The 26,222-nt window shown below is 70.4% G+C and carries 29 protein-coding genes and 1 tRNA gene; 21 read left to right on the forward strand and 9 right to left on the reverse strand.

The window, feature by feature from the left end:
• Positions 1-14: 14 nt before the first annotated feature.
• Complete coding sequence (locus RH861_RS00390; protein ID WP_067949548.1) at positions 15-1,067, reverse strand: ABC transporter ATP-binding protein; 1,053 nt, start codon at positions 1,065-1,067, stop codon at positions 15-17.
• Positions 1,068-1,213: 146 nt separating this feature from the next.
• Here RH861_RS00390 and RH861_RS00395 point away from each other — a divergent pair, with 146 nt between their 5' ends.
• The 3 genes from RH861_RS00395 (at position 1,214) to RH861_RS00405 (ending at position 3,589) form a co-directional block, all read left to right on the forward strand.
• A complete protein-coding gene (locus tag RH861_RS00395; RefSeq protein WP_310519252.1) occupies positions 1,214-1,978 on the forward strand; it encodes a FadR/GntR family transcriptional regulator in 765 nt (254 codons plus the stop codon).
• On the forward strand, positions 1,975-2,766 hold the full coding sequence (locus RH861_RS00400; protein ID WP_310519253.1) for a cache domain-containing protein: 792 nt from the start codon (positions 1,975-1,977) through the stop codon (positions 2,764-2,766). The genes RH861_RS00395 and RH861_RS00400 overlap by 4 nt, the downstream gene beginning before the upstream one ends.
• Before the next feature lie 64 nt (positions 2,767-2,830).
• Positions 2,831-3,589 carry a sirohydrochlorin chelatase gene (locus RH861_RS00405; protein WP_310519254.1) on the forward strand — a complete coding sequence of 253 codons (759 nt, stop codon included), beginning with the start codon at positions 2,831-2,833 and terminating at the stop codon, positions 3,587-3,589.
• Positions 3,590-3,604: 15 nt separating this feature from the next.
• Here the strand turns inward: RH861_RS00405 and RH861_RS00410 are convergent, their stop codons facing one another.
• Complete coding sequence (locus RH861_RS00410; protein WP_310519255.1) at positions 3,605-3,946, reverse strand: hypothetical protein; 342 nt, start codon at positions 3,944-3,946, stop codon at positions 3,605-3,607.
• A 196-nt stretch (positions 3,947-4,142) separates the two neighbouring features.
• Here RH861_RS00410 and RH861_RS00415 point away from each other — a divergent pair, with 196 nt between their 5' ends.
• The 9 genes from RH861_RS00415 to RH861_RS00455 all read left to right on the forward strand — a co-directional run bounded on the left by RH861_RS00415 (position 4,143) and on the right by RH861_RS00455 (position 14,212).
• Positions 4,143-5,885 carry a nitrite/sulfite reductase gene (locus RH861_RS00415; RefSeq protein ID WP_310519256.1) on the forward strand — a complete coding sequence of 581 codons (1,743 nt, stop codon included), beginning with the start codon at positions 4,143-4,145 and terminating at the stop codon, positions 5,883-5,885.
• Positions 5,882-6,706 (forward strand): phosphoadenylyl-sulfate reductase, encoded by an 825-nt coding sequence (locus tag RH861_RS00420; protein WP_374760937.1) that lies wholly within the window; start codon positions 5,882-5,884, stop codon positions 6,704-6,706. Before RH861_RS00415 ends, RH861_RS00420 begins: the two co-directional genes overlap by 4 nt.
• Entirely contained in the window at positions 6,703-7,641 is a 939-nt protein-coding gene (gene cysD, locus RH861_RS00425; protein ID WP_310519258.1) for a sulfate adenylyltransferase subunit CysD, read from the forward strand. The genes RH861_RS00420 and cysD overlap by 4 nt, the downstream gene beginning before the upstream one ends.
• Positions 7,641-9,056, forward strand: a complete 1,416-nt coding sequence (locus RH861_RS00430) for a sulfate adenylyltransferase subunit 1 (protein ID WP_310519259.1) — start codon at positions 7,641-7,643, stop codon at positions 9,054-9,056. The genes cysD and RH861_RS00430 overlap by 1 nt, the downstream gene beginning before the upstream one ends.
• Positions 9,053-10,177, forward strand: coding sequence for an ABC transporter substrate-binding protein (locus tag RH861_RS00435; protein WP_310519260.1), 1,125 nt, complete (start codon positions 9,053-9,055; stop codon positions 10,175-10,177). The genes RH861_RS00430 and RH861_RS00435 overlap by 4 nt, the downstream gene beginning before the upstream one ends.
• An 80-nt stretch (positions 10,178-10,257) precedes the next feature.
• Positions 10,258-10,989 (forward strand): ABC transporter ATP-binding protein, encoded by a 732-nt coding sequence (locus tag RH861_RS00440; protein ID WP_310520258.1) that lies wholly within the window; start codon positions 10,258-10,260, stop codon positions 10,987-10,989.
• A complete protein-coding gene (locus tag RH861_RS00445; protein ID WP_310519261.1) occupies positions 10,982-11,998 on the forward strand; it encodes an ABC transporter permease in 1,017 nt (338 codons plus the stop codon). The genes RH861_RS00440 and RH861_RS00445 overlap by 8 nt, the downstream gene beginning before the upstream one ends.
• On the forward strand, positions 11,995-12,765 hold the full coding sequence (gene cobA / locus RH861_RS00450) for a uroporphyrinogen-III C-methyltransferase (protein ID WP_310519262.1): 771 nt from the start codon (positions 11,995-11,997) through the stop codon (positions 12,763-12,765). The genes RH861_RS00445 and cobA overlap by 4 nt, the downstream gene beginning before the upstream one ends.
• 34 nt (positions 12,766-12,799) lie before the next feature.
• On the forward strand, positions 12,800-14,212 hold the full coding sequence (locus RH861_RS00455) for an FAD-dependent oxidoreductase (protein ID WP_310519263.1): 1,413 nt from the start codon (positions 12,800-12,802) through the stop codon (positions 14,210-14,212).
• A gap of 131 nt (positions 14,213-14,343) precedes the next feature.
• Here RH861_RS00455 and RH861_RS00460 read toward each other — a convergent pair whose 3' ends face one another.
• On the reverse strand, positions 14,344-15,045 hold the full coding sequence (locus RH861_RS00460) for a TetR/AcrR family transcriptional regulator (RefSeq protein WP_310519264.1): 702 nt from the start codon (positions 15,043-15,045) through the stop codon (positions 14,344-14,346).
• 99 nt (positions 15,046-15,144) lie between these two features.
• Here RH861_RS00460 and RH861_RS00465 point away from each other — a divergent pair, with 99 nt between their 5' ends.
• Positions 15,145-16,059 (forward strand): alpha/beta hydrolase, encoded by a 915-nt coding sequence (locus RH861_RS00465; protein ID WP_310519265.1) that lies wholly within the window; start codon positions 15,145-15,147, stop codon positions 16,057-16,059.
• A gap of 14 nt (positions 16,060-16,073) precedes the next feature.
• On the opposite strand, the gene dcd is transcribed toward RH861_RS00465, so the two are convergent.
• Positions 16,074-16,679 (reverse strand): dCTP deaminase, encoded by a 606-nt coding sequence (gene dcd, locus RH861_RS00470; protein WP_310519266.1) that lies wholly within the window; start codon positions 16,677-16,679, stop codon positions 16,074-16,076.
• 102 nt (positions 16,680-16,781) lie between these two features.
• Here dcd and RH861_RS00475 point away from each other — a divergent pair.
• Positions 16,782-16,852, forward strand: a tRNA-Gly gene (locus RH861_RS00475).
• 109 nt (positions 16,853-16,961) lie between these two features.
• Here the strand turns inward: RH861_RS00475 and RH861_RS00480 are convergent.
• The 5 genes from RH861_RS00480 to RH861_RS00500 are packed head-to-tail and all read right to left on the reverse strand — an operon-like array spanning position 16,962 to position 21,393.
• On the reverse strand, positions 16,962-18,074 hold the full coding sequence (locus RH861_RS00480; protein ID WP_310519267.1) for a tyrosine-type recombinase/integrase: 1,113 nt from the start codon (positions 18,072-18,074) through the stop codon (positions 16,962-16,964).
• Positions 18,075-18,105: 31 nt separating this feature from the next.
• Positions 18,106-19,209, reverse strand: a complete 1,104-nt coding sequence (locus RH861_RS00485; protein ID WP_310519268.1) for an alpha/beta hydrolase family protein — start codon at positions 19,207-19,209, stop codon at positions 18,106-18,108.
• Entirely contained in the window at positions 19,206-20,174 is a 969-nt protein-coding gene (locus RH861_RS00490) for a hypothetical protein (RefSeq protein WP_310519269.1), read from the reverse strand. Before RH861_RS00490 ends, RH861_RS00485 begins: the two co-directional genes overlap by 4 nt.
• Entirely contained in the window at positions 20,171-20,731 is a 561-nt protein-coding gene (locus RH861_RS00495; RefSeq protein ID WP_310519270.1) for a hypothetical protein, read from the reverse strand. The genes RH861_RS00490 and RH861_RS00495 overlap by 4 nt, the downstream gene beginning before the upstream one ends.
• A gap of 2 nt (positions 20,732-20,733) precedes the next feature.
• The gene (locus RH861_RS00500; protein ID WP_310519271.1) at positions 20,734-21,393 is read right to left on the reverse strand and encodes a helix-turn-helix domain-containing protein; all 660 of its coding nucleotides are present in this window, start codon (positions 21,391-21,393) and stop codon (positions 20,734-20,736) included.
• Positions 21,394-21,523: 130 nt separating this feature from the next.
• Between RH861_RS00500 and RH861_RS00505 the strand changes: the two genes are divergently transcribed.
• From RH861_RS00505 to RH861_RS00535, 7 genes are all read left to right on the forward strand, one after another.
• Positions 21,524-21,763, forward strand: a complete 240-nt coding sequence (locus RH861_RS00505; protein WP_310519272.1) for a helix-turn-helix domain-containing protein — start codon at positions 21,524-21,526, stop codon at positions 21,761-21,763.
• The gene (locus RH861_RS00510; RefSeq protein ID WP_310519273.1) at positions 21,763-22,053 is read left to right on the forward strand and encodes a helix-turn-helix domain-containing protein; all 291 of its coding nucleotides are present in this window, start codon (positions 21,763-21,765) and stop codon (positions 22,051-22,053) included. Before RH861_RS00505 ends, RH861_RS00510 begins: the two co-directional genes overlap by 1 nt.
• Positions 22,054-22,152: 99 nt before the next feature.
• The gene (locus tag RH861_RS00515) at positions 22,153-22,425 is read left to right on the forward strand and encodes a hypothetical protein (RefSeq protein WP_310519274.1); all 273 of its coding nucleotides are present in this window, start codon (positions 22,153-22,155) and stop codon (positions 22,423-22,425) included.
• Positions 22,422-23,414 carry a ParB/RepB/Spo0J family partition protein gene (locus RH861_RS00520; RefSeq protein ID WP_310519275.1) on the forward strand — a complete coding sequence of 331 codons (993 nt, stop codon included), beginning with the start codon at positions 22,422-22,424 and terminating at the stop codon, positions 23,412-23,414. Before RH861_RS00515 ends, RH861_RS00520 begins: the two co-directional genes overlap by 4 nt.
• A 40-nt stretch (positions 23,415-23,454) precedes the next feature.
• Complete coding sequence (locus tag RH861_RS00525) at positions 23,455-24,198, forward strand: hypothetical protein (RefSeq protein WP_310519276.1); 744 nt, start codon at positions 23,455-23,457, stop codon at positions 24,196-24,198.
• Positions 24,199-24,232: 34 nt separating this feature from the next.
• Positions 24,233-25,381: a hypothetical protein gene (locus RH861_RS00530; protein ID WP_310519277.1), complete on the forward strand. Its 1,149-nt coding sequence runs from the start codon at positions 24,233-24,235 to the stop codon at positions 25,379-25,381.
• 4 nt (positions 25,382-25,385) lie between these two features.
• Positions 25,386-26,216 (forward strand): hypothetical protein, encoded by an 831-nt coding sequence (locus tag RH861_RS00535; RefSeq protein ID WP_310519278.1) that lies wholly within the window; start codon positions 25,386-25,388, stop codon positions 26,214-26,216.
• Positions 26,217-26,222: the final 6 nt, after the last annotated feature.

Raw genomic sequence — 26,222 nt, forward strand, 5'->3', positions numbered from 1 at the left:
GGTGTGGTGCAGGTTCAGGCGGCGGGCGCGGGCGCGGCGGCATCCGCCCCGCCGAGGGCGATGACGTCGTCGTCGTGCCAGCTGACGACGACGCGATCGCCGCGGTCCTCGTCGTGGGTGCGGTTGCGGTCGTTCTGCTCGAGCACGCTGACGCGCACGCCGGCGTCGAGGTCGACCACGAGACGGATGCCGCTGCCGAGGTAGATGGTCTCGGCGACGGTGCCGGGGGCGTTGCGGATGCCGGCGCCCGTCTCGCCGGCGCCGACGGTCATCTTCTCGGGGCGCACGGAGTGGACGCCGCCGCGACCGAGGAGCGCCTGCGAGACGCGGTCGTCGAACAGGTTGGAGGTGCCGACGAAGTCGGCGACGAACCGCGAGGCGGGTCGCTCGTAGAGTTCGGCGGGCGTGCCGAGCTGCTCGATGCGGCCGTTGTTGAACACGGCGACCCGGTCGGAGAGCGTGAGCGCCTCCTCCTGGTCGTGCGTGACGAAGATGAAGGTGATGCCGAGGTCGCGCTGGATCTGCTTCAGCTCGACCTGCATCTGCTCGCGGAGCTTGAGGTCGAGCGCGCCGAGCGGCTCGTCGAGCAGCAGCACCTTGGGTTGCACGACCGTGGCGCGGGCGAGGGCGACGCGCTGCCGCTGCCCGCCCGAGAGCTGCGCGGGCTTGCGGTCGGCCATCTGCTCGAGGCGAACGGATGCCAGCGCCCGGCGGGCGCGCTCGTTGCGTTCGGCCTTGCCGATGCCGCGCACCCGGAGCCCGTATGCGACGTTGTCGAGCACGTTCATGTGGGGGAACAGCGCGTAGTCCTGGAAGACCGTGTTGACGTCGCGGTCGAAGGGCGCCCGTCTCGTGACGTCGTCGCCGAAGAGCTCGATCGTGCCATCCGTCGGCTGCTCGAACCCGGCGATCAAGCGGAGCACCGTGGTCTTGCCCGAGCCCGAGGGTCCCAGCATCGAGAAGAACTCGCCCGCGCCGATCTCGAGATCGACGTGGTCGACGGCGGTGACGGCGCCGAACTCCTTCGTGAGTCCGGTGAGCCGGATGGCCGGCTGCTGGTCGGTCATGGACGATCTCCTTCGATCTCGATGGGGTAAATCATATGGCTTCATATGTCATAGTCCATAGGTTCGTGTTACGGTCTGATCACGGAAGCGGCGGAGGCCGCCCCCAGTCCGGGGGCCCCGCCGCGGCGCACCATCGAGGAGGACGGATGCCGCACGCCACCGCGCGCGCCGACGCCGCCCGCGCCGTGATCTTCTCGCCGCTCGAGGGCGCCGGCCGCGCCGAGCTCGTCGAGCAGCGCCTGACCGACGCGATCGTCTCGGGCGTGCTCCACGACGGCGAGCGCCTGCCCAGCGAGGCCGACCTCGCCAAGAGCCTCGGCGTCGCCCTCGTCACCGCCCGCGAAGCCCTCGTCGCGCTGCGCCACAAGGGACTCGTCCGCACCCGGCGCGGCCGAGACGGCGGCAGCTTCGTCACCTACGACCGCGACGCCTCCGCGCGAGTCCTCGACGAACGGCTGCGCACCACCAGCCGCATCGAACTCCGCGACCTCTCGCTGCACGTCGCCGCGATCGCCGGCATGGCCGCAGAGGTCGCCGCCGACCGCGCGAGCGACGACGACATCGCCTCGCTCGTCGAGATCGACGCCCGAGCCGACCTCACCTCCGCGGGCGGCGCCCGCCGCGCGGTCAGCCGGTTCCGGCTCGAGGTCGCCGCCGTCAGCCAGTCGCCCCGCCTCGTCCACGAGGAGCTCCGCCTGCAGGCCGAGACGGGACCTTTGCTCTTCCTGTGCCTGCGGGCCCAGGAGTACCGTGACCGCAGTAGGCAGGCACGCCTCGACATCATCGACGCGATCCGGCGAGCGGATGCCGCATCCGCCCGCCGCGCGACCGTCGACCACGTCACCGAGTGCGTCGAATGGCTGATCGACGAGAAGGCGCGCCTCGAAGCCGGGGAAGGGAGTGGATCATGACCCACGCCGTCGCCACCGACGCGGCGACCGTCGCACGACGCATCGCCGACGTCATCGATCCCGTGTTCGCCGTCATCGATTCGTGGCGCGACGCCGCCGAGCGGCGGCTCTCGAGCGACGCCGAGCCGCGCGCGGCATCCGTCGACCCGTTCGTGCACGACCTCGTCGCGGCCGAACTCGTCCGGGCTGAGACGCTCATCACCGGCGCGGGCTTCGTCGCCGCACCCGGCTACCTCGTCGACGCGCCCTGGCACCTGGCCTGGTGGCTGAGCGGCCGGTCGCCGTTCCAGGCGGAGGCCGCGCGCGGCATCCGTCGCCTCGACGCCGAGAGCGACCCCGACGCCGAGTCGTTCCGCGACTACACGACGCTCGAGTGGTGGCGCGTGCCCGAGCGGACCGGCAGCCGGCACCTCACGGGCCCGTACGTCGACTACCTCTGCACCGACGACTACACGGTGACCATCACGACGCCCGTCCGCGTCGACGGCGAGATGGTCGGGCTCGTGGGCGCCGACGTGTACGTCGCGCGCCTCGAGCAGGTGCTGCTGCCCGTGCTGCGCGGCGCCGGCGGCACGTGCACGATCGTGAACGCGTCGGGTCGCATCGTCGCGTCGAGCGAGACGCACCGGGCCACGGGGGCGCTCCTCCGGCTCGACGGGCTCGCCGAGGCGCTCGCGCCGCTCCGCGAGGCCGAGGCCGCGGGCCGGGTGACGGATGCCGCGCGCCTACCGGGCGGCGGCACCGTCGTGCCGTGCGGCGACACGTCGCTCGCGCTCGTCGTCGAGTAGCGCGCCCGCGTCACACGAGGTGACGCGCTCGCGGGCGTCGCGCAGCCGATGCGAACATGAGGAAATGACCGCCCAGCCCCCCGCACTCGTCGGCATCTCGCACGGGACGTCGTCCCCCGAAGGGCGGCGCGCGGTGCGCGGCCTGCACGACGCGGTCGCCGAGGCGGTGGCGCAGCGCAATCCGGATGCCACGCCGACCGTGCGCCTCGGTCACGTCGACGTCGAGCAGCCCGACATACCTGCGACCCTGGCCTCCCTCGCCGACGGCGAGCCCGCCGTGGTCGTGCCGCTGCTGCTCTCGGCCGGGTACCACGTCTACGTCGACCTCACCGACGCGGTCGAGGAGGAGACCGCGCGGCCCGTCGCGCTCGCGGGCGCGCTCGGGCCCGACGACCGGCTCGCGAGCGTGCTCCTGCGCCGGCTGCGCGAGGCGGGCCTGCGCGACGACGACCGCATCGTGCTCGCCGTCGCCGGGTCGAGCGACCGGCGCGCGGTCGACGACTGCGTCGAGCAGGCACGGCGCCTGAGCGCCGCGGCGGGGCGCGAGGTCGCGGTCGGTTTCCTCTCGGCGGCGGAGCCGCGCCTGCCCGACGCGGTCGCGGCCGCGCGCGACCTGCTCGCCGACGGCGGGCGGGTCGTCGTCGCGAACTACCTCCTCGCGCCCGGCTACTTCGACGACCTCGCCCGGGCAGCGGGGGCGGAGGTCACGGCCGCCCCGCTCCTCGTGCCCGACGAGCCCGCGCCGGCCGAGCTCGTCGACATCGTGCTCGATCGCTACGCGGCATCCGTCGGCGCCCTGCATGACGGAGCCCGTCGGCCCTGACCGGGCGCTCGCGGGTCAGGCGGCGCGGCGACCGCCGTTGCGGAGCACCAGCGCGATGAAGACGACGACGTAGCCGAGGCCCGCGACGAGCAGGGCGACCAGCCACGCCGACGCGTCGTCGCCGACCATGGGGATGACCCGCTCGCACGACGGCGCCCCGCCGATCACGCCGCCGGACCCCAGCAGCGCGGGGTCCACCGCCGACAGCCGCCACCCGTTGTCGCCCGACGAGACGAATCCCTCGCACGTCCACCACGCGGTGCCGAGGAACACGATCAGCCCGGCCACGAGCGGCGTCGTCAGCAGGCCGAAGAGGTTGCCCGCGTGGCGGTCGGCGGCGTCCCCGGGCGTCTCCATGTCGGCATCCTCCCCCTGGGTCGGCGCGAGGTCAACGCGATCCCGCGCCGGCGGGCGCGTGACCGTCTGCGACGGCATGTGACGCCGTGCGACACGGGGTGACCGAACGTGACAGGGCGGCCTTCCGGCATCCGCTCGACCCCCCGTACCTTCGTCAACCACGTGCCCCGGACGGGGTGCGGACGAGGAGGGAACCGTGACGATCGAGACGACGGATGCCGCGCCGCGGGCGCCGCGCGCCGAGCGCCCGGCCCGCGACATCCGCACGCCCCGCCCCTCGGCCAAGCCGAACGGGCAGTGGAAGGTCGACGGCACCGCCCCGCTCAACGCCAACGAGGAGTGGAAGCAGGCCGACGGCGGCCTGAGCGTGCGCGAGCGGATCGAGACGATCTACGCCGACGGCGGCTTCGCGTCGATCGACCCGACCGACCTGCACGGGCGCTTCCGCTGGTGGGGGCTGTACACGCAGCGCAAGCCCGGCATCGACGGCGGGCGCACGGCCACGCTCGAACCGCACGAGCTCGAGGACGAGTACTTCATGCTGCGCGTCCGGATCGACGGCGGGCAGCTCACGACCGAGCAGCTCCGCGTCATCGGCGGCATCTCGACCGAGTTCGGGCGCGACACCGCCGACCTCACCGACCGGCAGAACGTGCAGCTGCACTGGATCCGCGTCGAGGACGTGCCCGAGATCTGGCGTCGCCTCGAGGCCGTCGGGCTCGGCACGACCGAGGCCTGCGGCGACGTGCCCCGCGTCATCCTGGGATCGCCCGTCGCCGGCATCGCCGCCGACGAGCTCATCGACCCGACGCCGCAGATCGACGAGATCACGTCGCGCTTCATCGGCGACGAGTCGCTCGCGAACCTGCCGCGCAAGTTCAAGTCGGCCATCACCGGCCACCCCAGCCAGGACGTGGTGCACGAGATCAACGACGTCGCGTTCGTCGCGGTCGAGCACCCGACGCTGGGTGTCGGGTACGACCTGTGGGTCGGCGGCGGCCTGTCGACGGCGCCGCGGCTCGCGGAGCGGCTCGGCGTGTTCGTGGCGCCGGCGCTCGTCGCCGACGTGTGGCACGGCGTCGCCCAGATCTTCCGCGACTACGGCTACCGGCGCCTGCGGAACAAGGCGCGGCTGAAGTTCCTCCTCGCCGACTGGGGCGTGGAGCGCTTCCGGTCGGTGCTCGAGACCGAGTACCTCGGGGCGCCACTGCCCGACGGTCCGGCCGCCCCGACGCCCACGACGGTCGGCGACCACGTGGGCGTGCACCGCCAGAAGGACGGCCGCTTCTACGTCGGCGCGACGCCCATCGTCGGGCGCGTCTCCGGCCCGACGCTCACGAAGCTCGCCGACCTCGTCGAGGCGCACGGGTCGACCCGGCTGCGCACCACGCCCCACCAGAAGGTCGTCATCCTCGACATCCCCGAAGACCGGGTCGAGTCGCTCATCGCGGGGCTCGACGAGCTCGGGCTTCAGGCCCGGCCGAGCCTCATCCGCCGCGGCACGATCGCGTGCACGGGCATCGAGTTCTGCAAGCTCGCCATCGTCGAGACCAAGGCGTATGCGACGGCGGCCGTGCTCGAGCTCGAGGAACGCCTCGACGCGTTCGACCTGCCGCACCCGATCGCCCTGCACGTGAACGGATGCCCCAACTCGTGCGCGCGCATCCAGACCGCCGACATCGGGCTCAAGGGCCAGCTCGTGACGATCGACGGCGAACAGGTACCGGGCTACCAGGTGCACCTCGGCGGCGGGCTCGCCTCGCAGGACCGCGACGAGGCCGGCCTCGGCCGGACGGTGCGCGGCCTCAAGGTCACGGCGGACGGCATCGCCGACTACGTCGAGCGGGTCGTCACGCGGTTCCTCGACGAGCGGGATGCCGCGGCCGACGAGACGTTCGCCCAGTGGGCGCACCGCGCCGACGAGGAGGCGCTGCGATGAGCGCGCGGAACCTCGGGCTCGGTGGTCGAGTAGCGCCGAAGGCGCGTACCGAGACCACCCGGGTGCGAGGTCTCGATACGGGCGCTTCGCGTCCTACTCGACCAGCGGGGTTGCGCTCGGCCGACGAGCTGCGCGCCCTCGCCGAGGCCGGCAACGCCGCACTCGGCAGCCTCACCGACCGCGAGGCATCCGCTGCCGAGGTCGTCGCCTGGGTCGCCGCGAACTTCGCCACGGATGCCGCGGCCGTCGCCTGCTCGATGGCCGACGCCGCACTCCCCCACCTGGTGGCACAGCATCTGCCCGGGGTCGACGTGCTGTTCCTCGACACCGGCTACCACTTCGCCGAGACCCACGTGACCCGCGAGGAGGTCGCGCGCGCCCTCGACGTGCGCGTCGTCGACGTGCGGCCCGAGCAGACGGTCGCCGAGCAGGACGCCGAGTTCGGCGCCGAGCTGTTCGCGCGCGACCCCGGCCTCTGCTGCGCGCGCCGCAAGGTCGAGCCGCTCCAGCGGGCGCTCGCCGGATACGAGGTGTGGTTCACCGGCGTGCGCCGTGAGGAGGCGCCGACCCGAGCGCTCACGCCGCTCGTCACCTACGACGAGCGGAATGGGCTCGTGAAGGTGAACCCCGTCGCGGCATGGAGCTTCGACGACCTGCTCGACTACGCGAGCGCCAACGCCGTGCCGGTCAACCTGCTCATGTCGCACGGCTACCCCTCGATCGGCTGCGAGCCGTGCACGAAGCCCGTCGCCGCGGGCGAGGACCCGAGGTCGGGCCGCTGGGCCGGCCTCGCCAAGACGGAATGCGGGTTGCACCTATGACCGACACCACCGACACCGCCCGTCCGGCGGACGCGTCCACCGCGCAGCTCGACGCGCTCGACACGCTTGAGGCCGAGGCCATCCACATCATCCGCGAGGTCGTCGCCGAGTTCGAACGGCCCGTGCTGCTGTTCTCCGGCGGCAAGGACTCCGTGGTCGTGCTGCACCTCGCCACCAAGGCGTTCTGGCCCGCGAAGGTGCCGTTCCCGGTGCTGCACGTCGACACGGGCCACAACTTCCCCGAGGTGCTGCGCTTCCGCGACGAGACCGTCGAGCGGCTCGGAATCCGGCTCGTCGTGGCATCCGTCCAGGACTACCTCGACGACGGGCGCCTGCAGGAGCGGGCGGATGGCACGCGCAACCCGCTGCAGACCCAGCCGCTGCTCGACGCGATCGCCGCCGGACGGCACGATGCGGTCTTCGGCGGTGCCCGCCGCGACGAGGACAAGGCGCGCGCCAAGGAGCGGATCATCTCGCTGCGCGACGAGTTCGGCCAGTGGGACCCGCGCAACCAGCGCCCCGAGCTCTGGAACCTCTACAACGGCCGGCACACCGTCGGCCAGCACGTGCGAGCGTTCCCCATCTCGAACTGGACCGAGCTCGACGTGTGGCGCTACATCGAGCGGGAGCGGATCGCGCTGCCGCCGCTGTACTTCGCACACGAGCGCGACGTGTATGCGCGGGACGGCATGTGGCTCGCGGTGAGCGACGTGTCGGCGCCGCGTGCCGGCGAGACCGTCGAGCGACGCACCGTGCGGTACCGCACCGTCGGCGACCTCAGTTGCACCGGTGCCGTGGTGTCCGATGCCGCGACGGTGTCGGACATCGTGCGGGAGGTCGCGGCATCCACCCTCACCGAGCGCGGCGCGACCCGCGCCGACGACCGCCTCTCGGAGGCGGCCATGGAGGACCGCAAGAAGGACGGGTACTTCTGATGAGCGAGCACACCGTTGGTCGAGTAGCGAGCGCCAGCGAGCGTATCGAGACCACGACGACATCAGATCTCGGTACGCGTCCGGCTGCGCCGGGCGCTACTCGATCACCGGAAGGCTCGCTGTTCCGGTTCGCGACCGCCGGCTCGGTCGACGACGGCAAGTCGACCCTCGTCGGCCGGCTCCTGCACGACTCGAAGGCGATCCTCGCCGACCAGCTCGAGTCGGTCGCGCGCACGTCGGCCGAGCGCGGCTTCGGCGGTGAGCCCGGCGCGATCGACTTCGCCCTCCTCACCGACGGCCTGCGCGCCGAGCGCGAGCAGGGCATCACGATCGACGTCGCCTACCGGTACTTCTCGACCGGTCGCCGGTCGTTCATCCTCGCCGACTGCCCCGGCCACGTGCAGTACACGCGCAACATGGTCACGGGCGCGGCCACCGCCGACGCCGTCGTCGTGCTCGTCGACGTGCGCAACGGCGTGCTCGAGCAGACCCGCCGCCACCTCGCGGTCGTGCAGCTGCTGCGCGTCCCGCACGTGATCGTCGCGGTGAACAAGATCGACCTCGTCGGGTACGACCGCGCCGCGTTCGAGCAGGTGGCGACGGATGTCGCGGGGCTGGCCCGCGACCTCGGCCTGCCCGACGCGCACGTGGTGCCGGTCTCGGCGCTCGCGGGCGACAACGTCGTGGAGCGCTCGGCGAACACGCCGTGGTACGACGGCCCGAGTCTGCTCGAACTGCTCGAGACGCTCTCGACGATCGACGAACTCGAGACCGACCTCGAGGCGCTGCGCCTGCCGGTGCAGCTCGTGGTCCGTCCGCAGGGCGCGCTGTCGCCCGAGTTGGCGGGCGCGGCGGACGACTTCCGCGACTACCGCGCCTTCGCGGGCCGCATCGAGTCCGGCACCGTCCGCGTCGGCGACCTCGTCGAGGTGTTCCCGGCCGGCGTCACCACCACCGTCACCGGCATCGACCGCGGACCGGTGGCCGTCGAGGCGGCATCCGCCCCGCTCTCGGTCTCGCTGCGCCTGGCCGACCCCGTCGACGCCGCGCGCGGTGCCGTCATCGTGGCGGCCGGGTCGCTGCCGAAGCCCCGGCGCGAGCTCGACGCCGACGTCTTCCAGCTCGACGGCCGGCCGCTCACGCCGGGCAGCCGGGTGCTGGTCAAGCACGGCACGTCGACCGTGCAGGCGCTCGTCACCGACATCCGCGGCCGGCTCGACCTGAACACGCTCGAGACCGAGCCGACCGCGGCGCTCGAGACGAACGACATCGGACTCGTGCGGCTGAAGCTCGCGGCGGACCTCGCCGTCGAGCCGTACGCCGCACACCGCCGGGCGGGGGCGTTCCTCGTCATCCATCCGCACGACGGCGCGACCCTCGCCGCCGGCATCGTCACCGAAGGAGGACCAGCATGACCGCATCACGCGCCATCCGCTCGACCCGTCTCGGAGACCTCGCCGGCATGATGCTCGCCGGAGCCATCCTCACGACCGCGACCCTGTCGGGATGCGCGGCCACCCCCGCGTCGGGTGCCGACACCCAACCCGAGGCGCCCGCCGCCGAGGCGACCGGCACGCCCGCCGAGGAGTTGCGCCTGGGCTACTTCGCGAACGTGACGCACGCCCCCGCGCTCGTGGGGCTCGAGGAGGGCCTCATCGAGGACGCGCTCGGCGACACCGAGCTCTCCACGCAGGTGTTCAACGCCGGCCCGGCCGCCATCGAGGCGCTGTCAGCCGGCGCGATCGACGCGACGTACATCGGCCCGAACCCGGCCATCAACACGTTCGTCGCCTCGGCCGGCCAGTCGGCCCGCATCGTCGCCGGCGCCGCCAGCGGCGGTGCGGCGCTCGTCGTGCAGCCGGGCATCGACGGCGCCGACGACCTCGCGGGCACCAACTTGGCCACGCCGCAGCTCGGCAACACGCAGGATGTCGCGCTGCGCACCTGGCTCGCCGAGGAGGGCTACGAGACCTCGACCACGGGCGGCGGCGACGTGACCATCTCGCCGACCGAGAACGCGCAGACGCTCACGCTCTTCCAGGCGGGCGACCTCGACGGCGCGTGGCTTCCCGAGCCGTGGGTGTCGCGGCTCGTCGTCGACGCGGGCGCGGAGGTGCTCGTCGACGAGGCCGACCTCTGGGATGACGGCGAGTTCCCGACGACCGTGCTGCTCGTGCGCGCGGACTTCCTCGCCGAGCACCCCGAGACGGTCCGCGAGCTCGTCGCCGGCCACGCGGCATCCGTCGCCTGGCTCGACGAGAACCCGGATGCCGCGGCCGACGTGATCAACGCGCGCCTCGAAGCGGATGCCGGCAAGGGCCTCTCGGACGCGGTCATCGACCGGGCGCTCGAGCACGTCGAGTTCACGGTCGACCCACACGCCGACACGTTCGCCCAGCTGCTGGAGGACGGCGTCGCGGCTGGCACCGCGAAGGCGGGCGACATCGACGGGCTCTTCGACCTCTCGGCACTGAACGCCGTGCTCGAGGCGGCCGGCGACGACCTCGTGAGCGCGGCCGGGCTCGGGACGGAGTAGTCGTGTCCACCATCACCGCTGGTCGAGTCGCACCGAAGGCGCGTACCGAGGCCAATCCGGTCGGAACCCCGGCCCCCGCCATCCGCCTCACCGGCCTCGGCAAGCGATACGCCGACGACGGACCGGTCGTGCTCGACGGCATCGACCTCGAGGTCGCGCCGGGCGAATTCACGTGCCTGCTCGGCGCGTCGGGGTGCGGCAAGTCGACGCTGCTCTCGATCGTCGCGGGCCTCGAGAAGCCGACGGCCGGCGCGGTCGAGGTCGCCGACGGCGGCGCCGCGGTGATGTTCCAGGACGCGTCGCTGCTGCCGTGGCTCACGGCCCGGCGCAACGTCGAGCTCGCGCTGCGGCTCGGCGGGTCGGGGCTGTCCGCCCCGGCCCGCCGGGCCCGCGCCCTCGAGCTGCTCGACGTCGTGAACCTCGCGGATGCCGCGGAGAAGCGCCCGCACGAACTGTCGGGCGGGATGCGCCAGCGCGTGGCCCTCGCCCGGGCGCTCGCGCAGGACCGCCCGGTGCTCCTCATGGACGAGCCGTTCGCGGCCCTCGACGCCATCACGCGCGACCTGCTGCACGAGGAGCTCCAGCGAGTTTGGCGCGAGACCGGCCGGACGATCGTGTTCGTCACCCACAACGTGCGCGAGGCCGTGCGCATCGGCCAGCGCGTGCTGCTCATGTCGAGCCGTCCGGGGAGGATCGTGCGCGAGTGGCAGATCGCCGACGAGGGCCCGCGGCGCATCGAGTCGCCGCAGGTCGGCACGCTCTCGATCGAGATCACCGAGCACCTGCGAAGGGAGATCCGCCGCAATGCCTGAGTTGCCCATCCCCATCGCTGTGGCGCGTGACGCCTCCCGCGCTGGCGAGCGTCCAACGGATGTCGCCCCGAACAGTGCCGAGTCGCATCCACTGGACACTCGATCCCGACTGGGTGCCAGCGCGGGGTCCGGCGGGTCGGCGGCGGCCGCCGACTCGCTCGACGCCGACCTGCGCGGCCTCGACGCCCTGCAGACCGAGGTGCGCACGGCGCGCCCGTGGTGGCGACGCCTCGTCGACGGCGCGCTGCCGCCGATCGTCCTCATCGCGCTGCTCATCGCCGCGTGGCAGGCCTACACCGTCATCGCGCAGCCGCGCCCCGACCTCTCCCCCGGCCCGCTCGACGTGGCCGCCGCGCTCGGCCAGGCGTGGGAGTCCGGTCGCCTGCAGCTCGCGGTGACGACGAGCCTCGAGCGCGGCGTCCTCGGCTTCCTCATCGCGATCGCGATCGGCACGCCGCTCGGCCTGCTGCTCGCCGAGTCGCGCCTGCTCCGTCGCGCGCTCCAGCCGCTGCTGTCGGGCCTGCAGGTGCTGCCGTCGGTCGCGTGGGTGCCGGCCGCGATCATCTGGTTCGGGCTGACGGATGCCACGGTGTACTTCGTCGTGCTCATGGGCGCCGTGCCATCCATCGCCAACGGGCTCGTCGCGGGCATCGACCAGGTGCCCCCGCAGCTGCGCCGGGTCGGCACGGTGCTCGGGGCGTCGCGCTGGCAGCTCGCCACGGCGGTCGTGGTGCCAGCCGCGCTCCCCGGCTACCTCGCGGGCCTCCGCCAGGGGTGGGCGTTCTCGTGGCGCTCGCTCATGGCCGCCGAGATCATCGCGTTCGGCGGCACGATCGGCTTCGGCCTGGGCTCGATGCTGCAGCAGAGCCGCGACCTCGCCGACCTCGCGGGCGCGCTCGGCACGATCCTCGTCATCCTCGCGATCGGCGTCGTCATCGAGCTGCTGGTGTTCGCGCCGATCGAGCGCGGGCTGCTGCGCCGCCGCGGGCTGACGGGAGCGGGCGCATGAGCGGCCGGGTGCTCCTCGTCGGCGCGGGCCCGGGCGACCCGGGCCTGCTCACCATCCGGGGCCTGCGCGCGCTCGAGCGGGCCGACGTGATCGTGGCCGACCGGCTCGGCGCCCGCTCGGTGCTCGACGGCCTCGCGGCCGACGGGGTCGAGCTCGCCGCCGAGATCGTCGACGTCGGCAAGCTGCCCGGCCACCACGGCGTGCCGCAGGACGCGATCAACGAGCTGCTCGTCACCCTCGCCCGCGACGGCAAGCGCGTCGTGCGCCTGAAGGGCGGCGACCCGTACGTCTTCGGGCGCGGCGGCGAGGAGCTCGCCTACTGCCGCGAGCGCGGCATCGACGTCGAGGTCGTGCCCGGCATCACGAGCGCCGTCTCGGTGCCGGCCATCGCCGGCATCCCGCTCACGCATCGCGGCCTCGCGACGACGTTCACGGTCGTCACCGGCCACGACCAGATCCAGCAGCTCGGCGGCGGCCGCGACCACACCGTGGTGCTGCTCATGGGCGTCGGCACGCTCGCGAACTCGGCGATCACCCTCGCCCGCGGCGATCGTGGCGGCGAATGCCCAGTCGCGATCGTGGAGGATGGGTACGGCCCTCGCCAACGAGTGACGATCGGCACGCTCGACACGGTCGCCCACCAGGCGGCGGTGCGGGGCGTCCGGTCGCCCGCCGTCGTGGTGGTCGGCGACGTCGTGCGGCTCAGCCCGTACGCGCCCGCCGAGCTCGCGACATCCGCTTTCGCCGCACCGCCGGCCATCGACTGACCGCCCCTGCACCTCTTCGAAAGGCCATGACCCCATGACCCTCAACCTCCGTGTCGCGATCGTCGGCGCCGGCCCCGCCGGCATCTACGCGGGCAACATCCTGCGCCGCCAGGTCGACGAGGCCGGCGGGCAGGTCGCGATCGACCTGTTCGAGTCGCTGCCCGCGCCGTACGGCCTGATCCGGTACGGCGTCGCGCCCGACCACCCGCGCATCAAGGGCATCGTCAACTCGCTCCACGAGATGCTCGACGAGGGCACCATCCGCCTCATCGGCAACGTCGAGGTGGGTCGGGACGTCACGGTCGACGAGCTGCGCGAGCGCTACGACGCCGTGATCTTCGCGACGGGCGCCCTGAAGGACGCGCCCCTCGACATCCCGGGCATCGACCTGCCCGGCTCGTACGGCGCGGCCGACTTCGTCGCCTGGTACGACGGCCACCCGGACGTCGCGCGCGAGTGGCCGCTCGAGGCCGAGTCGATCGCGGTGATCGGCAACGGCAACGTGGCGCTCGACGTCGCGCGGATGCTCGCGAAGCACCCTGCCGACCTGCTCTCGACCGACATCCCGGCGAACGTGCACGAGGGGCTGCTCGCCTCGCCGGTGACCGACGTGCACGTGTTCGGCCGTCGCGGCCCGTCGCAGGTGAAGTTCACGCCGATCGAGCTGCGCGAGCTCGGCGAGGTGCCCGACGTCGACGTCATCGTGTACGACGACGACTTCGCGCGCGCCGAGGGCGACGAGCACGCCGCCCACCTGCTCGCGACGAACAACCAGGTGAAGGTCATGACGCGAACGCTGAACGGATGGCGCAAGCCCGCCGACTGGCAGCCGACCGCGTCGCGCCGCCTGCACCTGCACTTCTTCCACTCCCCCGTCGAGGTGCTCGGCACCGACCGCGTCGAGGGCGTGCGCTTCGAGCGGACCCGCCCGGTCGGCGACGGCTCGGTCGCCGGCACGGGCGAGTTCGTCGACGTGCCCGTGCAGGCCGTGTACCGCGCGGTCGGGTACGCGAGCTCGCCGGTCGCGGGCGTGCCGTTCGACGAGCGCGCGCGGGTCATCCCCAACGCGGGCGGTCGGGTGACGGATGCCGCCGGCGCGCCGGTCCTCGGCGTGTACGCCACGGGCTGGATCAAGCGCGGCCCCGTCGGCCTCATCGGCCACACGAAGGGCGACGCGCTCGAGACCGTCACGAATCTGGTCGCGGACGCGACGTCCGGGGCGCTCGCCGCGCCCAAGGTAGAGGCCGCCGACGGCGGCGAGGTGCTCGAGCTGCTCGAGGCTCGCGGCATCCGCTACACGACCTGGAACGGCTGGCTGGCGCTCGACGCGCACGAGCGCGGACTCGGCGAGGCGTTCGAGGGTCCGGTGACGCGTGAGCGCGTGAAGGTCGTGCCGCGCGACGAGCAGGTCGCGCTCTCGCGCGACGGCGCCCTCATCGCGGGCTGACCCGCGCCGGGCCGTCCCCGCCCCGCGGCTTCGCCGCCCGTCCGCCCGGCTCACGTCGGGCGCGAATCGTCGCAACGGCCCGCCCGGAGCGACCATTCGCGTCCGGCGCGCTCGGGGTGTCGCGCGCGGCGTCAGCCGTCGGCGACGGCGGCGAACGCGTCGATCGCGGCGGGGTCGCCGCCCGCGGCGCGCAGCCGCGACGCGATGCCCGCACGGGCACGGCGGTACGACGAGTTGCGACCGGTGAGCAGCGAGTCGCGGTTGGCGAGCTCGAGCAGCGCGCTGAATTCGAAGGCGGCCTGCTTCGCGTCGTCGAGCGCGGGGAGCTCGCCGAGGTCGCGGGCATGTTGCAGGGTTGCGGCGAGGTAGCCGCCCCATTCGCGCAGGGTCGAGGCGACGGCGTCGCGCACCTCGCCGGGCTTGGCGTCGAAGTCGGCGGCGGCCTCGGCGAAGAAGCACCCACCCGGGAAGACGCGGTCGCGCGAGTACGCGATCCACCCGTCGACGAGCGCGAGGGTGCGGGCCAGGCCCCGCGGATGCGCGCGGGCCGGCTCGACGACCGTCTCGATGAACCGCTCGCGCGCGGTCTCGACGGCGGCGAGCTGGAGGCGCTCCTTGGTGCCGAACAGGGTTGCGACATTGCTCTTCGACAGCCCGGCGGCCTGTGCGATGCGCCCGATCGAGAGCTGGTCGAGTCCCTCGACCGACGCGAGGTCGACCGCCGCGGCGAGGATCACCCGGCGCGAGGCGTCGCCGCGGAGGCGGCGCCCGTCGGCGTGGTCCGGCGCGGATGCGGCATCCGTCGTCGTGCTCGTCAGCAGGTGGTCGGTCATCACTTGCAGTTTACGCACGAACGTTCGTATACTCAACGCACGATCGTTCGTATTCATTCATCGAACGGATGCCGCAGACCCCGCCGGATCGGAGCCACCATGTCCCGCGCCCTCCTCGCCGTCGCCGCGACCGTCCGCGCCGCCGAGCGCGTCTCCCCGGAGGCCGCGGCACGTCTGGCCCTGCCCCTCTTCATGCACATCGGCAGCCCGCTGCCGGTGCGGCCCGCCGACCGCGCGATCCACGATGCCGCGCGACGCAGCACCCTCCGCGTGCGCGGGCGCGACCTCGTCGCCTACGAGTGGGGTGGCGGGCCCGACACGATCCTCCTCGTGCACGGATGGCGCGGGCGCGCCTCGCAGTTCGCGCCGATCGTCCGCGAGCTGCGCTCCGAGGGCTTCCGGCTCGTCGCATTCGACGCGCCCGCCAACGGCGACTCGGCCGGCCGGCGCACCGACATCCGCGACTGGCTCGCCGCGATCGAGGCCATGCAGTCGCGCCACGGCCGGTTCCACACGATCATCGGCCACTCCTTCGGCGCCATGGCCGCACGCACCGCGGTGACCGAGGGCGTCGCCGCGGGCGCCGTCGTCGCGATCGGCGGCATGGCCGCCGCGCGCACCCTCGTCGACACCTTCGCCGGCCGCGTCGGCATCGGCCCGGCGAGCGCCGACGCCCTCGCACTCCGGTTCGGTCGCCGCGTCCTGCCGCACCTCGCCGACCCGTGGCCCCGCTTCGACGGCGTCGCCGCACCCCTCCCCGAGCGGATGCCGCTCCTCGTCGTGCACGACCGCACCGACCGCGAGGTCGCCGTCGGCGAAGCGATCCGCCTGCACGCGGCGCACGGCGACCGATCGCGACTCGTCGTGACCGACGGGCACGGGCACAACCGGGTCCTGGGTGCGGATGCCACGCTCGACGCGATCACCGCGTTCGTCACCGGCGGACCGGCGGGCGTCGATGCGCTCGGCATCGCGGGTGCGCAGGATGCCGATGCGGCATCCGTTCGCCCCTGACGGTCGGCCGGAGGCTAGCGGCCCGGCGCCCCGGCGTCGGTGATCCCCACGTCGGCGCGCGAGAAGTTCTGGTACGACCGCGACGCGGTCGGGCCGCGCTGGCCCTGGTAGCGCGACGAGTACTCGGCCGAGCCGTAGGGCCGCTCGGACGCCGACGACAGCCGGAAGAAGCAGAGCTGGCCGATCTTCATGCCCGGCCAGAGCTTGATCGGCAGCGTCGCCACGTTGCTGAGCTCGAGCGTGACGTGCCCGGTGAAGCCCGGGTCGATGAAGCCCGCCGTCGAGTGCGTGAGCAGGCCGAGCCGCCCGAGCGAGCTCTTGCCCTCGAGCCGCGCCGCGACGTCGTCGGGCAGGGTGACCGCCTCGAACGTCGACGCCAGCACGAACTCGCCCGGATGCAGGATGAACGGCTCATCGGGCCGCACGTCGATGAGGTGCGTGAGCTCGGGCTGGTCCTCCGCCGGGTCGATGAACGGGTACTTGTGGTTGTCGAACAACCGGAAGTACCGGTCGAGCCGCACGTCGATCGACGACGGCTGGACCATCGCCGGGTCGTACGGCTCGAGGCGGATGCGTTCGCGATCGAGTTCGGCCCTGATGTCGCGATCCGAGAGAAGCACGGAGCCAGCCTACCGAGGCCCCGGTCGCCGGGTAGCGGAGCGTGTCGAGACGCTTGCTACGATGGTCAGCGCGGCGTCCTCCTCACCGAGCGGATGCCGCATGCCGATGTAGTTCAATGGTAGAACTTCTGCTTCCCAAGCAGACAGCGCGGGTTCGATTCCCGTCATCGGCTCTGATCAGGGATTTTACTGCTCCTTCGCCCGCACTGTTTCGATTGCAAAGCGCGCTAGTGGTCACTTAGTGGTCACAATTAAATGCCCAGCGCATCCGTCAGCGATCGGCTACGAGGCTGAGGCGCTGCCGCCAAGGGCATCGAGGCGCATCGAGAAGTCGCTCCGGTCGATCTTCTGGGGAACGTAGAACCGTGAGGTGATGCGAGAGCTCGAGTGACCGAGCTGCTCGCTCGCAGCTTCGATGTCCTCTGCGGCCTCGAGGTAGGTCGCTACCGCCTTACGGCACGAGGTGGGCGTCATCCACTCGAGTTCTGTGCCCCGGACAGCGAGCGCCCACTGCGTCCGGATGTTCTCGGGCCAGCGAACGGCACCCCCTGACGCGGGGAAGACCAAGTCGCAATACGCGTCCAGACGCCGTCTGGTGAGCACCTCGAGCGCGAAGGTCGGCAGCTTCAGCCGGCGAGTCGAGGAGTCCGTCTTGGGCCGCTCCTGGATGATCGCGCCCTGACCGGGAGACCGAATGATGGTTGCTCTGATCGTCACCGTGCGGTTCCCCAGGTCTACATCTCGCCACCGGAGCGCGAGCACTTCGCCGATTCGCGCCCCCGTTGCGATCAGGATGTCGCCGATGTCGCCGAGGTCGCGGATCACCAATCCCCTCGAACTCTCGCGTCGGTCGTGGGCCGAAAGCAGTTCCCGGAGCAAATGGATCTCGTCGAGGGTAGGAGCGACCACTTCCTTCCTCCGCCGGGGAGGACCTTTCAGCATGGTGGCTGGACTTGTATCGAGAGCGCCATGCCGGACTGCCAGTGAGAACATCCCGTTGAGAACCACGATGAGCATGCGTGCAGCGCCGGGACCTGATTTGTCGGCGACGCCATTCACTAGTCGCTGCAGACGCGGGACGCTGCACTCATGAAGCCGTAGCTCAGCGCTCGGCTCCACGTGGCTGCGGATCGTGGAGGCGTAACGGACGACTGTGGCGATCGCCTTCTCTTCGCGCTTGATGTCGTCCATCCAATGGGCTGCCAGCGCACCAAGCGTCGACTCGCGCGTCAGTATCTCGAACGTTGGCGTTAGTCGCTCCTTCAAAGCCTTTGTGAGATTCCGCTCGGCCTCCGCGTACGTACGGCCGGTTCGGATCATCTTGCGCCGCTTCCCGTCGCCGTCCCGAAAGTAGACGAGCGCCGCCGGCTTTCCATTGCGGAGGAGCCGCTGCATCCGCCCCCAACTCTCAAGCTCGAGCGGGGGCCTACCGCGCCCCATATTCGACTCCCCCGTCATCGAGGCGGCAAAGCCATTCACGGATCTCGCGCCCGAACAGCTCCGGATCCCGGTTCCACTCCAACGTGTGCGGAGTCGGCAGGAACTCGACAAGGTCGACATCACCGAAGGCTGCGACGGCCGATCGAGTGATCTCGATCGGGACGGTCGTATCGCCGCGCGAGTGGAAGATGAGCGTTCGAGGCGCCGAAGCGAGGTCAAGACCGTCGCCGATCGGCCGGTCAATCCCGGCCAGCCGGCACACCACCGGGGTCGAGAGAACGGCGGCCGCGGCCGCGATAAGAGGCTTCGGAAGTCGTTGTCGAGTTGCGACCAGCCGGAGCACATGGAGGAGGTCGAACATTGGAGAGATGAGTACCACGCCGGCAACGTCTGGCCGGCGGTCAGCTGCGTCCAGCACCAGTCGCGCGCCGTACGACCAGCCGACCATGACGACCCGCGTCGCGCCCTGCTGAATCGCATGGTCGATTGCCGCGAGCACCCGGTGAAGATGCTCGGGGGCCATCCCCCGGCCGCGGTTGTCGATATCGGCGCTGGCCTCGAGCGACACGATCGTGGACGGGTAGCCCGCCTCGCGGACGGACTCGACCGATCGAAGCGTCGAACTCGGTGCAGCGCCCATCCCGTGGACGTGAACTAACCAAACATCGCGCTCCGAAGCGTCGTCCGGCACCACGTCCCAGTGGACGAAGGAGATCCCCTCCATTTCACCCGTGTGAGCGATTGCCGAGCGCGCAATAGGGCTCTCCCGACCGAAGACGTCACCCACGAAGTACACCTCCGCTGGCCCGTGGAGGTCGCAGTGCTCGACTCGGCGCTCCACGGTAGACGCGTCCACCCGCACGATCTCCTGAACGCGGAAGAGCCGGCGCCCGAGCTGCAGGCCGAAGGTGCGAGGCTGCACCGTGGCATCCATTCGAGGGAGCGCTACCGTCCCGGTATCCGCACGGAAGACAGCGCGCATCGGCCGCCGCCGACCGAGCACGGCGTATCGTGCAACGGCAATGCCCGCGATTGCGGACACGGCTGCGCCGCCTGCCGCAATGGCTCCGATCGCGGCCAGCCGGCTCATCGTGCCGCCACCTGGAAGAGGTCGTCAGGGATGGCGATGTGGTCGTGAGCGAGGCGAAGGCGCTGCACCTCGTCTTCGCTCAGTTGGAGCTCTCCCCCGGACCTGAACCGCGCGTCCTCGATCTCCACGACCATCCGATGCAGCTGCATCTCATCGTCATCGTCCCTGAACGCGCTCGGCAGGGCCGAGCCCGAGACGACCCGCGTCCACAACGGCACGAGCTCCCTGATCAGCGCAGCGGTGTGGCGGCCGCGCCAATGCCGAAGTACGAAGCGCGCCGCTGCGGGGATCGCAAGTCCGGTGCAGAGTAGCGCCATCACGACGAAGAACATCGGGCTGTAGAGACTCTGCAGGTATCGCAGGGTGTCCCACCATCCCATGAGATGCGACAGGTTCATCCCGAGCACGTCGATGACCAGGACTATGCCGATGACGCAGCCGACCGCGAACATCGTGAACCCGATCGAGCTCGCTCGAGTGGTGAGCCTCGAACGGTTCTGAAGGATGACGACGCCGGTGTATCCCAGCACGAGACCGAGATACACGAACTGAACCGAGTTGTAGACGGCGGCCTGCCACTGGCCGCCGAAGTCGATCATGAATCGGGTCGACGAGTGCCACATGTCGATGAAGGCGAACGCCACCACCATCACGCATCCCGCAACGACGAGCAGCCAGACCGGCCATCTGCCCTTGCGATCCTGCACGCCACGGACGGACACGATGGCAGCCGCCGAGAGGAAGTACGTGCCCGTGATGAGTGCGCCATCCGAGATGAAGGTCGTGAGGTTGCGTCCCCCGAGCATGTGGTCGACGGCGAGGTACACCTCATCGATGTTGAGGAACATCGCGAGCGTGATGAGTGCGGAAGCGTACAGGATCCTCTGGCTCCGGCGGTGGCGCACGGTGATGAACTGCACGACGGTCAGCAGCGCCATGAGGCTGGTCACGGCTACCTGAGTCATCCGAAATGCTCCTCGAGCGGATGCCGGCGAGGCCGACGAATCGCGGCTGCGAGACGATCGGCGAGGCGCTCTGCCTCGACCTCCGTCTCGTCTTCAAAGGCGACCCGACCGAAGATCGCGTCGCCACGCTCCAGGCGGATGTCGGGTACGAACCGGGCGAGTTGGCCTACGCTACCCGGCGACGATTCGTCGTGGCGGAGAAGGACATGGCTGAGCTCGTGAAGCACGCACTGCAACCGGTGCAGCGGCGAGGTCTCCGGCACGTAGAAGATGTGGTGCATTCCCTGCCGCCTCACGACGAGGCCGCACGTGGACGTCCCCCGCAGTGTTTCGAGCGGAGTGATGTTGACCCTCGTGCCGCGCTCGCGTTCGACGTACCCGACGATCGCATCGAGCGAGCAGTCGTCCTCGAACGGAAGTGCCGAGAAGCTGGCATCGGCTCGTGTGACCGCGCCCGAGAGTTGCACTCGCTCGTCTGCGGCGACGACGTCACCCTGACTGCGTACCAACTCGACCGGCGAACGGAAATGTAGGGCTCCCCTGTCCCGCCGGCGCATGCTCAACGTTCCTCGTGCCGAAGACTCGAGGTGATCGCCCGGAGAGTCTCGGGCGTGATGTCGTCGCTGCCTCGAGCGGCGAGCCCTTCGACCTTGCTCTCGTGCAGCGCACGCAGGAAGTCGAGCTGCGCCTCGATCCGAACGACCTCGGGGTCGCCGGCGGCGCCAGTGAGGTAGACGCCATCGATGCCGAGCACGTCGGCGATGGCTTCGAGCGATCGACGGCCTGGAGCGCGCATGGCACTCCCTTCGAGCAGCTCGGCCCACTCTTCCTGGTTGAATCGGACTCCGCGCTCGAGCAGCAGCGGCGCGACCTCCTTGTAGCCGTGCGCAGAGCCGCGACCCCGTGCAAGCACCGACACCAGGAGCGCGATGCGCCGGCCGACCTCGCTGGGATCCGGTTCATGCAAGCCGTCAGCTTCGTCGAATGTGAGCTGCCCAGACGGCGCGCGGGACTCGGCCGCGAGACGAGCCGCCGCGCGGTCGACCAAAGCTGCTGGATCGACGTCGAGTGCCATCGCGACGTCGTAGAGGACGGGCACGGGCATGTCTCGGTGGTTGTTCAGGTACCGCAGAAGCGTCCCGTGGAAGATGCCTGCCCTCTCGGCGAGCTGCTTGACCGTGACGTTTCGCATGCTTCGTTCGGCGCGAAGCTCAGTCATCAGACAGCGATTGAACTCTGTGCCCGAAGTCTCCATACGGATCACTTTATGCGTCCGTTTGGGTGCTTTGTGAGCCATTGTGAGACCAGATTTACTTGCGCTTCCCGTTTGGGAACCCTACGCTACCCATATGGGAAGCAGTGAGATACGGGCGAACGTAGCTGAACGAGTGAGGTCGGCGCTCAAGGCGAAGGGGCGGAGCCAGCTCTCGCTGTCGCTCGAGATCGGCATTCCGAACACGACGTTGGGCCGGAAGCTGGCGGGCCACATCGACTTCACCGTGTCCGAGGTGTTCGCGATCGCCAGAGCGTTGAGCGTACCGGCCTCGGATCTGCTCCCAGACACCCTGCCTAGGAATGGGGAGAACTGATGAGCGACAAGGTCGTGTTGAAGCGACTGATGGATGACGCGCGCAGGTCTCTGTCGGGGGCGGACGAGGCGCTTGAGCGCTTCGTTGAAGACCACCGTGTCGGTGAGGTCCTGGACTCCACGCGCGCCGCTGAATACTGCGGACTTGCGACGGGCACGCTCTACAACCTCGCGTCGAGGCGTGAGGGGCCGGTGCAGCACAAGCACGGCCGCAAGACGGTGTACTACCCCGTCGATCTGGACGTCTACCTGTTCTCTCGGGTGCAGCTCATCCTCGTCGACGCAGCGTGACGCTACGTCGACATCCGACCACCACCAAAGAGATGACCCCCCGTTGCAGCGGGGGGCCGAGATTCCGTTTCGCCGGAAAGCAAGAGGAGGAATCAATCCATGTTCAAGATTATCAGCGGGGCGCACCTCGCCGCCGTCGACGCGAGCGCGGCGTCCACGAGTGGGCCTGCCACGCCGTTCAAGCGCTCGGAGGTCGAGCTACTCGGGGCACTCGCCGAGCGAATCCGCGAGACGACTCACGGCCTCTGGTGTGAGTCGGCCTCCCCCTCCACGCCAGCGACGGACTGCGCTTCCCTCGCGTGCGCTTGGGTGGCGTGGGATATCGCCCGCGACGTCTATGACGAGCTGCAGCGGTGCGGAGCGGCGGCATGACCGCCATTCAGTCCAGGCCGCCGCGGAACCACACCGATGAGGCGAATCCAGTCATCTGGGCCGACGTCGAGGCAATCGTGCTTCCGCACGATCGTTCCAGGAGAGAGCCGGACCCGACGGCCGTGGATCGCATCGCTCGCTCGCTCGCGGATGTCGGGCTGCTCATGCCGATCGGCGTGACGCCGCGCAACGTCCTCATCTTCGGAAGCACACGCCTGGCTGCCGCGAAGAAGCTCGGTTGGCAGCAGATCGAAGCTCGTGAGTTCGAATCGGCCGACGACCCTGAGGTGCGACGACTGATGGAGTGGGAAGAGAACGACGCCCGTCAGGATCTGTCTCTCGAGGAACAGCTCGCGTTCAAGCGCGATGTGCTCGATCCGATTCTGACCGCGCGAGCGAAGGCAGCGCAGCAGGCCGGCGCGGCGAGCACGAACCATCGGCGATGGGGCTCGCCCGTCGGCGGTGGAAACTTGCCACCCGCGAACGACGCGGTCATCTCAGCGGCGGCACTCGTCGCGCGCGCTGATGTCGTATCGGAGCGACCTGCAGCGGCGACGCTGCAGGCATCTGGCAAGTCCCGGGACCTGATGAGTCACTACCTTGGCGTCTCAGGGCGGACGATGGAGAAATTCGAGCGCCTCGCGGAGTGGTCGGAGGATCCGTCTCTTCCCGAGCCGATTCGTCAGGAAGCGAGTAGGGCTCGAGACCGAGCGAACACCCTGGGCAAGGTCGACGGCGAGTACAAGCGCGTGCGGGCACTCGTAGAACCTCCCATCGTCGCTGAGCCGCCCGCTGCGGTGATCGCCGAGACCCAGCTGACACGGGGATTCAGCACCTTCGAGCGCTTGCTCGAAGATCACCCGCCTGCCGAGATTGCCGCACAGCTGTCGGAAGGCAGCTGGCGTGGCCTTGCCTCGGTCCTGCGGCGGGCGATGGAGTGGGGCCGAGATGCTCAAGCCTCGCGAACCACTACTGGGGAGGTGAGCTGAGATGCAGCGGTGGTCCGGGAACCGATTGAAGGCGGTCGTCATGGCCGCGACCTCAGTCGGGCGTGACTTCTGGTCATCGGCCGATTGTGCCGAGCTGGTCGACCAAGTCGATCAGTATCTCTCCGGCCAGATCTCGCGCTCGGTTCGAGCGAAGCTTGGATACGCGATCGAGCGTGACGAGGTGACGAACACCGTCCTTGTGCGCCTTGCGGAAGCACGCATCGGGCAAGCGCTCGCGTCAGGCATGCTCAGCTCGCGAGACCCGTGGGCATACCTGGCCAAGTGCGCCGGCATATGGGCGATCGGGCAGGCCGGCCATCGGGTAGGCGAGCTCGACGCACTGGTTCATCTGCCGGGCGTTGCCACCTCCGCCGCAGATGCCGGCATCGATCCTGCGCATGGGCTGACGCCACTTCCGGTCGTCATCGAGAAGACGGCGACGACCGTCGAGGCGTTCGTCGACGATGCAGCCGAGCGGTCGTATCGAGCCGCCGTCAGGTGGTTCGCCGAGAACCCCCCGACGCATCAGGGCCACGGACACGCTGAGGCGCGCCGCGCCCCTGAGTTCGCGCGGATGGGTTTCGCGCCTGATGAGGTCGCCGCGCTCGCTCGCGTCACATGGGGTGGCCGGCCGAACATGCACGTCACAAGCCTCTTTCGCGCCTTCCTCCTTGATGACGCCTTCGATCCGCATGCCTCCCGGCCACACCGCTTGGCCTTGATGAACATGCGCGCCACTCTCGCCCGACCGGGCGGCCAGGTGGATCAGGGCCGTGCGGCCTGATGCAAGCAGAGTCTGAATCGAGAGGGATCACGACATGAGACGGGAAACCGAGTTCGTGCGCCCCGAACTCGCCTTCGAGCGCGACTTCCTCCAGGTGCGCAATTGGTGGGTGCGGGATAAGCGGATTGTCGGGAACGCCTCGTCGATCTTCTTCTATCTCCTCTCGCACCGGTCCGACTTCCGGGTGACCCAGTCCAAGGTGATGCGCGATCTCGGCCTCGGCAAGGATGCGTACCTCGCCGCGCGGCGGAAGCTCGAGGCAGCCGGCTACCTCGAGGTCGTGGTGCACCGGTATGCCCCGGGCGAGGTTGATGAGCTCGGCGCGCCGATCGGCGGTCAGAAATGGACGGAGCTCATCGTCTGCGACCCAGAGGCACCGACCGAGCTGCGCCCCTTCGAGCGTCACCAATCGACCGATGCCGACGCTCCCGAGATGAAGGCTGGAGCCTCGGCGGATATTCCGCCAAGGGCCGGAGATGGCGTGGGAGATTCGCCGCCTCAGCCCTGGGCGGAAAAGCCGCGTTGGCCTTCGCTGGGTCTGGCACAAGCGGGCGCGGCCGGCGAAGGTCCGCGTGATCACTGTTCGAAGCCCTCGACGGAAGACCCGTCGCCGGGTCATCCGCCGCTTAAACAAGACCAACCCCAAGAACAGTCTTCGTCGTCCCTCCCGTTCACGACCATCGCCGGTCGTGAACATCGTGCGGCCGCGCCGGATGACGACGAATCAGTAGCCGAGTCCGACCCAGCTCTCGCGGAGCGGCTCGCTGCGCTTGACCCGCGGCTCCGCCTCGGCGAACTTCTCGATCGTCTGGCCCAGCATCATCCCGAGGTGGTAATCGGCGTCATCGACTTGGCCCGTGCGGCCGATGACATCCTTGGCGCCGCTCCCCGACGCGTCGGAAATCCCGTCGCCTACGTCGCCTCGTCTCTCGCCGCCGAGCCCTGGCGTTGGGTCCGCCTCGAAGATCTCGATGGGGTTGGACCCGCGACAGCGAAGTCAGCATCGCAGCCGGAGCGGACACCGCGAAGGCCACCGACTGGCGCTGAATGCGCCGCAGCCGGGCATCGCTGGATCGGGGAGTTCGACGAGGCCTGCGCGTGGTGCGGGAAAGAACGACCGCACTGGCGGGATGACCGCGACGCGGCACTCGCGGTCACCGCACCGTCACGATCGAAGGGATGACGCGATGAACGCGAAGAACGTCAAGCGTACGTGGGGCAGCGTGATGTCGCTCGTGCTGCCGCTCGTCGTCGTCGGCGCCTCCGCCATGGCGATCAGCTACGCGACACTCATCGACGTCGCGCGCGTCAACGGCATGCCGTTGCCGGAGCTCTTCCCGATCCTCATCGATGTCGGCACCGTCGCGTGCATGGTCGCCGCGGCGCAATTCCGAACGCTCGGCATCAACGGTCACTGGCTCGCGTACGCGACATTCTTCGCCCTGTCGGCGATCTCGGTGTTCGCGAACGCGACGCATGCGCTTGGCGCCGCTGACCTGACCTCGACAACGCTCGGCGTCGCGATCATGCTCGCAGCAACGCCGCCGGCCGCGCTCGTCGCGATCACGCATCTCGTCATGAAGCTCGTCCCCGACATCAAGGAACGGGAGCGGATCGCAGCAGCGAGCGCGACACGCGACGGCGCTCGTCATGACGCGGCCGGGCGAGCGTCGCGACGTGACGCGGGCGCCCGCGACAACGCGACGACAGCCCGACCGAATGCGCGAATCAGCACGACGCAGTCTGTCCCGTTTGCGACGACTGCGACAGACGACGATGACGCCGTCACGGACGCCTCAGCTAACGACTCTGTCGCGCGCCACGGGAAGGGTCTGACGCGAGCTCTCGCCCCACAGGCGTCGACGGGATCTTGGAGCGTCGACGCTCGAATTCGCGAGGCGCTTGAGCAGGGCATGACGCCGTCAGGGCGCGAAGTCGCCGACTGGCTCGGCGGCAAGTCGACTCGCACCGGACAGCGGTACCTCGCCGCCTACCTCGAGCGCGAGAACGCGGCCTGAGGGTGG

The organism is Agromyces indicus (assembly GCF_031432295.1).
Lineage (GTDB): Bacteria > Actinomycetota > Actinomycetes > Actinomycetales > Microbacteriaceae > Agromyces > Agromyces indicus.

Excerpts from the sequence above, each read along its gene's own strand:
- RH861_RS00435 (WP_310519260.1), top strand. The coding sequence starts at position 9,053 with ATGACCGCATCACGCGCCATCCGCTCGACCCGTCTCGGAGACCTCGCC.
- RH861_RS00485 (WP_310519268.1), bottom strand. The coding sequence starts at position 19,209 with ATGAGCCGGCTGGCCGCGATCGGAGCCATTGCGGCAGGCGGCGCAGCC.
- cobA (WP_310519262.1), top strand. The coding sequence starts at position 11,995 with ATGAGCGGCCGGGTGCTCCTCGTCGGCGCGGGCCCGGGCGACCCGGGC.
- RH861_RS00465 (WP_310519265.1), top strand. The coding sequence starts at position 15,145 with ATGTCCCGCGCCCTCCTCGCCGTCGCCGCGACCGTCCGCGCCGCCGAG.
- RH861_RS00390 (WP_067949548.1), bottom strand. The coding sequence starts at position 1,067 with ATGACCGACCAGCAGCCGGCCATCCGGCTCACCGGACTCACGAAGGAG.
- RH861_RS00490 (WP_310519269.1), bottom strand. The coding sequence starts at position 20,174 with ATGACTCAGGTAGCCGTGACCAGCCTCATGGCGCTGCTGACCGTCGTG.
- RH861_RS00530 (WP_310519277.1), top strand. The coding sequence starts at position 24,233 with ATGAGACGGGAAACCGAGTTCGTGCGCCCCGAACTCGCCTTCGAGCGC.
- RH861_RS00395 (WP_310519252.1), top strand. The coding sequence starts at position 1,214 with ATGCCGCACGCCACCGCGCGCGCCGACGCCGCCCGCGCCGTGATCTTC.
- RH861_RS00445 (WP_310519261.1), top strand. The coding sequence starts at position 10,982 with ATGCCTGAGTTGCCCATCCCCATCGCTGTGGCGCGTGACGCCTCCCGC.
- RH861_RS00510 (WP_310519273.1), top strand. The coding sequence starts at position 21,763 with ATGAGCGACAAGGTCGTGTTGAAGCGACTGATGGATGACGCGCGCAGG.
- RH861_RS00420 (WP_374760937.1), top strand. The coding sequence starts at position 5,882 with ATGAGCGCGCGGAACCTCGGGCTCGGTGGTCGAGTAGCGCCGAAGGCG.
- RH861_RS00515 (WP_310519274.1), top strand. The coding sequence starts at position 22,153 with ATGTTCAAGATTATCAGCGGGGCGCACCTCGCCGCCGTCGACGCGAGC.
- RH861_RS00460 (WP_310519264.1), bottom strand. The coding sequence starts at position 15,045 with ATGACCGACCACCTGCTGACGAGCACGACGACGGATGCCGCATCCGCG.
- RH861_RS00455 (WP_310519263.1), top strand. The coding sequence starts at position 12,800 with ATGACCCTCAACCTCCGTGTCGCGATCGTCGGCGCCGGCCCCGCCGGC.
- RH861_RS00410 (WP_310519255.1), bottom strand. The coding sequence starts at position 3,946 with ATGGAGACGCCCGGGGACGCCGCCGACCGCCACGCGGGCAACCTCTTC.
- RH861_RS00480 (WP_310519267.1), bottom strand. The coding sequence starts at position 18,074 with ATGCAGCGGCTCCTCCGCAATGGAAAGCCGGCGGCGCTCGTCTACTTT.
- RH861_RS00405 (WP_310519254.1), top strand. The coding sequence starts at position 2,831 with ATGACCGCCCAGCCCCCCGCACTCGTCGGCATCTCGCACGGGACGTCG.
- RH861_RS00505 (WP_310519272.1), top strand. The coding sequence starts at position 21,524 with ATGGGAAGCAGTGAGATACGGGCGAACGTAGCTGAACGAGTGAGGTCG.
- RH861_RS00500 (WP_310519271.1), bottom strand. The coding sequence starts at position 21,393 with ATGACTGAGCTTCGCGCCGAACGAAGCATGCGAAACGTCACGGTCAAG.
- RH861_RS00535 (WP_310519278.1), top strand. The coding sequence starts at position 25,386 with ATGAACGCGAAGAACGTCAAGCGTACGTGGGGCAGCGTGATGTCGCTC.
- RH861_RS00520 (WP_310519275.1), top strand. The coding sequence starts at position 22,422 with ATGACCGCCATTCAGTCCAGGCCGCCGCGGAACCACACCGATGAGGCG.
- RH861_RS00525 (WP_310519276.1), top strand. The coding sequence starts at position 23,455 with ATGGCCGCGACCTCAGTCGGGCGTGACTTCTGGTCATCGGCCGATTGT.
- RH861_RS00400 (WP_310519253.1), top strand. The coding sequence starts at position 1,975 with ATGACCCACGCCGTCGCCACCGACGCGGCGACCGTCGCACGACGCATC.
- RH861_RS00495 (WP_310519270.1), bottom strand. The coding sequence starts at position 20,731 with ATGCGCCGGCGGGACAGGGGAGCCCTACATTTCCGTTCGCCGGTCGAG.
- cysD (WP_310519258.1), top strand. The coding sequence starts at position 6,703 with ATGACCGACACCACCGACACCGCCCGTCCGGCGGACGCGTCCACCGCG.
- RH861_RS00430 (WP_310519259.1), top strand. The coding sequence starts at position 7,641 with ATGAGCGAGCACACCGTTGGTCGAGTAGCGAGCGCCAGCGAGCGTATC.